At 57.6% G+C, this 6,392-nt stretch carries 4 protein-coding genes; all 4 read left to right on the top strand.

Translation table 11 applies throughout. From position 1 onward, the window contains the following. Window positions 1–351 precede the first annotated feature (351 nt). On the top strand, window positions 352–1,353 hold the full coding sequence (locus GQ57_RS42115; RefSeq protein ID WP_152603360.1) for a hypothetical protein: 1,002 nt from the start codon (window positions 352–354) through the stop codon (window positions 1,351–1,353). A gap of 22 nt (window positions 1,354–1,375) precedes the next feature. Next, a complete protein-coding gene (locus tag GQ57_RS38295; protein ID WP_152603359.1) occupies window positions 1,376–2,656 on the top strand; it encodes an HNH endonuclease signature motif containing protein in 1,281 nt (426 codons plus the stop codon). A 188-nt stretch (window positions 2,657–2,844) separates the two neighbouring features. Further along, window positions 2,845–4,605 (top strand): ATP-dependent nuclease, encoded by a 1,761-nt coding sequence (locus GQ57_RS26690; protein ID WP_034199474.1) that lies wholly within the window; start codon window positions 2,845–2,847, stop codon window positions 4,603–4,605. Further along, window positions 4,602–6,131 carry a UvrD-helicase domain-containing protein gene (locus GQ57_RS26685; RefSeq protein WP_034199473.1) on the top strand — a complete coding sequence of 510 codons (1,530 nt, stop codon included), beginning with the start codon at window positions 4,602–4,604 and terminating at the stop codon, window positions 6,129–6,131. The genes GQ57_RS26690 and GQ57_RS26685 overlap by 4 nt, the downstream gene beginning before the upstream one ends. Window positions 6,132–6,392 lie beyond the last annotated feature (261 nt).

Below are 6,392 nucleotides of genomic sequence, written 5' to 3'. Positions count from 1 at the left end.
TCGCGCAAGATTCGAATGACTTGCTCGTCGGTAAATCGCTTCTTCATCGAGTTCTCCTTGCCTCTAGGATAAAAGAGAACTCACTTGCCGAATGGCTACAAGAAACGTCTCAGGTCAGGGGATCGCGGCGCGCGAAATGCTTGCTTTGACCAAAATGGATCGATAAGGAAACCCGCTGGTCCCGGTCATCGCATACGGTGGACGGGCGGGGCGCATGGTAACCTCTGCAATAAGACGAGCTGAAAGCTACAGACCTGCCTGTATGGCAGCTGCGGCGAAAATGATGGACTGGCCCGAGCCGCGCTCGCAGGCAGAGCCAGAATGCCAGGGTACTCGAGCCGACGTGTCTCGATGCCGTCGAACTACAGAATCCCGTATGGTACTGGCGTCCTGCACAAGGATCTGGGAGGCGAAATGAGTGTCGCAAATCTGGGGGTTGACGAGAATACGTCTCTCTTCTATGAAGGCTCTCCCAGTCTGTATGGGCACGCGGTCTGGCCGTCTCCTTTTGTATCGATTACAAGTCATATCGGCAGTATGTCGGGCTGGAACAGGCAACAGTCATTTTCGGGTCTGCGGGATGCGCCCATGCTGTTTCGTGAGGACTCGTTTGACCCGGTAGCTCGGATTCGTCGTGGCAGGCTGTATCTCCGCTCCCCCGAGCGTAATCCGGCGACTTGGCGTGTACAACGGCACCCTGCCTATGCAACGACGGTGCAAGGCAACGTCGCTCATCCCAATGCGCATGTGAATACTGATGCGCGTGGCTTTCTCCTCACAGAACTCGTGACGTTCAGATCGTGGCAAGCCACGGGGGATTTGCTGCGCAGGCGACACGATGCCGTGCTGATTTTGGGTTACGGTGACCGTGCGGCTGCACATCCAATACTGGACGTCGAGCGGTTGGTTACTGGAGAGGAGTTGATCACGGTTAGAACGCGGCCAGGCCTGAGCGGTCTGCCCGAATTACTCGCCGGCATTATCCCGGAGCGCTACGTAACGATTGTCGTCGAGCAGTATGAAAAAGTGGCGAGTGCGGCCTTTCGTGATGACGCCGAGAGCGTGGTCGACCGATGTCGGGAAGCCGCATCGGCTGCGCTGAACGCCGCGCGATTCGCCGCAGACGGCGGCGACGTGGCTGATGCAAAGGATCTCGCGGTCCTGGGGAAATTCTTTGAGTCCCGGGAACAATCAATTATTAACTATGCGGCACAGACTCTCGCGCGTTTGCACGCGCGAGTCAAGTCGGTGGAGCAGATTAAGAGGGGAATTGCCCCGCCAACCGATGCAGATGCCGAGACAGCAATCACGCTCCTTGGTCTGATTTACAGGGAACTGCGCTGGACGCGCTAGTGTTCAGCCATTCGGAAAGGGTATGAGCGAAGACCGGCGCATTGCACTCGTTAGAGGAATCGGTTCTCTTGAGGATCTTTCCTCGATGAGGGCCAATGTCATAGCAAAGAATGGTTGGAGCGATGGGATCGCCGAGGCGTTCAGGCAGCGGGAACTCGAACTGTTCGATCAAAAGGTAGTCGAGCGGCTGCAGCGATCGCTTGATGCGCTGAGCCCCATCGAGCGGAAGATCATCCGCGGCCTCGCTGCGCTCTGGATGACACACCCGGATCGTTTCCCTCCGAATCGTTCGTTCCAGGCGATCCGTAACAGGGAGGGTGACCTGATCAGATTCGCCGAGGATGTCGTGTCCAGCAAGCTGGAGTCAAATGGTTACCGGCGCCTGAAGGCTGCAGGGTTTGACGATCTGGTGTTCGAGAGAATGGTCCTGGATCATCCGGATGTATTCTCGGAGAGGACACGATCCAAGGCACTCAAACGGTTGAAAGAACTTGATGCGATCGTGGCCGGGAAGGCAGAGGGCGATGAGGATCACGCACCGAATATTTATGCTACGAAGCAGTTGCTTGAAGAGATTGGATTTGAAAAACCCCAGCCGACTTCGTGGTATGCCCTGCGTGGTGACGAAATTGCTTTTCTGTCGTGGGTCAGGGAAGCTGATTTTGAACGTGGTGTTGCGCGGATTCTGGCAGACGAAGGCGACAACCGGCCCAATTTCTATCATTGGCGCTCGCAGATCCAGAAGATCAAGGCAGGCGGATACCGGGAGGCCTATATCGTATTTGGATACAAGGGGCCGAACGACACCAACATTCAGCGCAATTCGGAGCTTCGACTTTATCTGATGGGGGATATCCAGGAGATAGGGCAGGAAGTGTTTGCCGCGTTTTCTCCTGTCGACGCGATTGCTCCAGAGAACGTAGCTGGAAAGGATAGGGGAGACGAAGCAGCAGGCGAAGAGGCGGGACGTAGCCTGCAATTTACAAGAGCGCCGATTCGTCCCGAACAGGCTGCGTTCAGGCGTGCCCTGTTTGAACGGTTCAACGGACAATGCGCGCTGACAGGGTGTGCTGTTGCCGAATTGCTTGATGCCGCTCATCTGCCAGGAAAAGACTGGGCTCTCGGACACAACAGTGCGGATGATGGCATATTGCTTCGGACCGATCTGCACAGGGCGTTGGACATGAGCCTGATTCGGCTGGATGCGGCATTGCGACTGGTGTGGGTAGATCCCTCAGTTCAGGATCTGTATGGGACGCTCTTGGCGCAGGATCATGGCCAGAGGGGCGTAGGCAACGCATAAATATTCCTGCCCAGTTTTTTTGAGCGGACATTCAGCGTCAGGCGTGAGCGGCGGTATATGCGTAGCGTCACGTCGTTCGTCTTCAATCAGGCGAGCGTCGGACGAGGGTTGCTGATTCGCTGAAGACACGATTGACAATCTCGGCCGGCTGGATGCCAGGCTACGCGCTTTGGAACTGAGGGGAGATAATGGTTTCGACTGCACGGATCCGCAAGCTGACCATCCAGCGCTTCAGGGGTATCCAGTCCCTGACGTGGCTACCGGCGGAAGGTATGAATGTCATTCTCGGCGGAGGCGATGTCGGAAAGACTACCGTCCTGGAAGCGATCGCGTTGCTGCTCGCGCCATCAAATACTGTGGTCATCTCCGAGGCAGATTACTGGGCGCGAGACAGCACGAAGGAATTTCTGATCGAAGCCGTCATGACGCTATCCGATGACACCGCGATCGGGTCGCAAAACACTTTCGCGTGGCCGTGGGCATGGAACGGCGAGGATGCCATCGTTCCATCTGCCGATGGCGATGTCGATTCGCCCGGCTCTGGCGAGCCGGTGTATCGCGTACGCGTAAGGGGAACCGCGGATCTGGAACTTGTGTGGGAGGTTGCCCAGCCCAACGATGAATTCGATCATTTCTCCACAGCCGTTCGCCGACGTATCGGCCTGGTACGAATGAGCGCAGACGAGCGCAATGATCGCGACTTGCGTCTGGTCTATGGCTCCGCTCTCGACCGCTTGCTGGCTGATAGTGCCTTACGGGCCAGAATCGGGAAACAGGTGTCGGACCTTGACCTTGACAAAGCGCTGAATGAGAAAGGCAAGGAAGCGATGGGGGCGCTGGACACGCGTATGGCAGATGCAGCGCTTCCCAGTGAGTTGACGCTCGGCCTTACTACCAGCCAAGGGCTGTCCATCGGTGCATTGATTGGCCTGCTCGCGACCAAGAATGGCGTTGCTCTACCCCTGAGCAGTTGGGGGGCTGGTACTCGTCGGATGGCTGCGCTGGAAATTGCTTCGTCGACGGGCAGGGAGGCAAGTGTCACTCTCATCGACGAGATCGAACGTGGATTGGAACCCTACCGCCTGCGCAAGCTGATCAACAATTTGGCCGAACAGCACGGCCAGATATTTCTTACCACTCATAGCCCTGTTGCCATCTCATGCGCAGAGGATGGACACCTCTGGTACCTCGACGGCAGCGGAGCCATCGGCTCATTGCCTAAGGACAAAATTGGGCCGCAGCAGAAGCGGGATCCCGAGACATTTCTGTCGCGCGTTGCCGTTATCGCAGAGGGCCCCACCGAAGTGGGCTTCCTGCAGTTTCTGCTGGAGAAGGCTTTCGGGGGCAATCCGCTCGATTACGGTGTTCGCGTATGCGATGGCCAGGGAAACGAGGCCGCCCTGGATCTGTTGGAGACACTGGTCTCTTCCGGGTTGCTGTTCGCCGGCCTGGTAGACGATGAGGGCACTGCGCCATTACGCTGGAAGACGCTTAAAGAGAAGCTGGGGCCTCGCCTTTACCAATGGCCAGAGGGTTGCACGGAAAATCACGTGCTTGGGGCTGTCCCCGAGGCTAAGCTTCCTGACCTGCTCAGGGACTGCGATGGCGAACTGGATGGCTATCGCCTTCGAACATTGGCTGATCGACTGGGTCTCCGGGAGAAGACGCCGGAGGCGATCGGTGCTGCATTGGTTGCTGCAGGAAAGAGTTGGCGAGCCCTGATCATTTCGGCCGCTATAGGCAGCAAAGAGGGCGCTCCTTCGGGACAGGAGAAGGCCTGGAAAAAGCACTCCCAGCAATGGTTCAAATCCACCGCTGGCGGACGCGAGCTTGCCGAGAAGATGGTCGCGCTGGGGGCTTGGGGCGAGGTGGAGAAGAAATTGCTTCCGCTCATCAATTCGGTGCTGATAGCTGTGGGGCAGCCCGCTTTGGAAAAGCTTGATCTATGAGCGACGAGGCCGTCACCAGACTTCTGCGATCGCGCGAACCGTTGGTGGTCATTGAAGCCGCCGCGGGCTGCGGCAAGACGTACCAAGGCGCATCCTATGCGCAGGACGTCGTAGGGAGTCTTGGCGATGGTCGCCTGCTGATCCTGACGCACACCCATGCCGCGTGCTCTGTTTTCGCGGATCGCACCAGAGCCGCAGGCTCACGTGTGGAAATCAGGACTATTGACGCCTTGATTGCGCAGATCGCGTTGGCCTATCACAAGCCATTAAACCTGCCCCGGGATCTGACGTCGTGGGCGTGGCAAAATGGCGGCGAGGGTTTCGAGATCATGGCCGCCAAGGTTGCCGGATTTCTTCGGGGTCAGCCCATCGTGGCACGTGCGCTTGCATGTCGTTATCCGGTCATTATCTGTGATGAGCACCAGGATTCCAGTGTCGACCAGCATGGTGTCGTGATGTCCCTGTTGTCCGCCGGTGCGATGGTTCGGATCTTTGGCGATCCCATGCAACGAATCTACGGTGCCAAGAGCGACAAGGCTGCGCGAGAGGATCGTAGACGCTGGGAGGCGTTGAAAGCATCGGGCGCCAGTGAGAGATTGACCACCCCCCATCGCTGGGAAGACGGTTGCCCGCGGTTGGGCGCATGGATTGTCAAGGCTCGGCAGAGTCTGGAGCAGGGGGCGCCAATTGACCTTGCAGACAATCTGCCTCCGTCGGTAAGAGTGCTGGAAGGAAACAATACTTCCCGGACGCGCACTGGATACCAACTGTCTAGGGAGCACAGGGCTCCGATAGACAAGTTGGTCAGCAGCAACCCGCAAATGATGATTCTGGCTTCACAGAACGACTTGGTGACTGCGCTCCGAGCTTTCTGGGGACGAACGGTACCGATCTGGGAAGGGCATACACGCGAGGCATTGGGCGCGCTGGTGCAAACGCTACGTGACGGGCATGGGAGTGCGGAAGTGCTGGCACAGGGTGTGATCACCTTTATGGGCAGCGTCGCCGTCGGATTCAGTCCGTCGAGCCATGGCGACAGACTGATCCAGGAGGTACGCGCAGGCGCGGGCCGCCCCACCACAGGAAAACCGGCTCACATACAGGCGATTGCACGCTGTCTGCTGAATGAGCCGACGCACATTGGGGTCTCGAAAGCGCTGTCGCAGATAAGCGAGCTGGTGAAAGAGGCCGCTTCGGGGTTCGACACGGTAAAAATCGACCATGGTTCTGAATTCCGGGATGCCGTGCGTATTGGCCAGTTCGCGAAACCTGACGAAGGCTTTGCTGAAGTGTCGAGAATGCGCTCGTACTCTCGCTCATCCCCGCCCAGGAAGGTGCTCAGCAGCATCCATAAGGCGAAGGGACTGGAGTGTGACCATGCGATGCTGATGGCCTGTGACAAAGTGCAGTTCACCTCGACTCTGTACGCGAAGTCCAAGTTGTATGTCGCGCTCAGCAGGGCTAAGAATAGCCTGACGCTGGTAGTCTCCACATCCAACCCCAGTCCTCTTTTCAAACTCCCTTGATGGCGCGATCACATGAGAAACTTCTTTGGCGACGCGAACGCGGTCTGTGAGTTCGTACCGAGCACGCGACGAGCCCTGCATTGCAGCCGGGATTTAGATAGATGGCCGACAATGATGCGGCGAGCGGAGTACCCGTCAGCCAGCAAAGGATGATCGGCCCGCATGGTCAACAACTGCGCAGTTGATCAGACGGTATCGCTGACGGTACGAAAATGTGCACTTCCTAGAGAGCGAATCTCCAAGCGGGCTCTTTATGCTTGT

It is taken from the genome of Burkholderia sp. MSh2 (assembly GCF_000731655.1).
Taxonomy (GTDB): Bacteria; Pseudomonadota; Gammaproteobacteria; order Burkholderiales; family Burkholderiaceae; genus Burkholderia; species Burkholderia paludis.
This window is presented reverse-complemented; position numbering and strand designations above follow the sequence as displayed.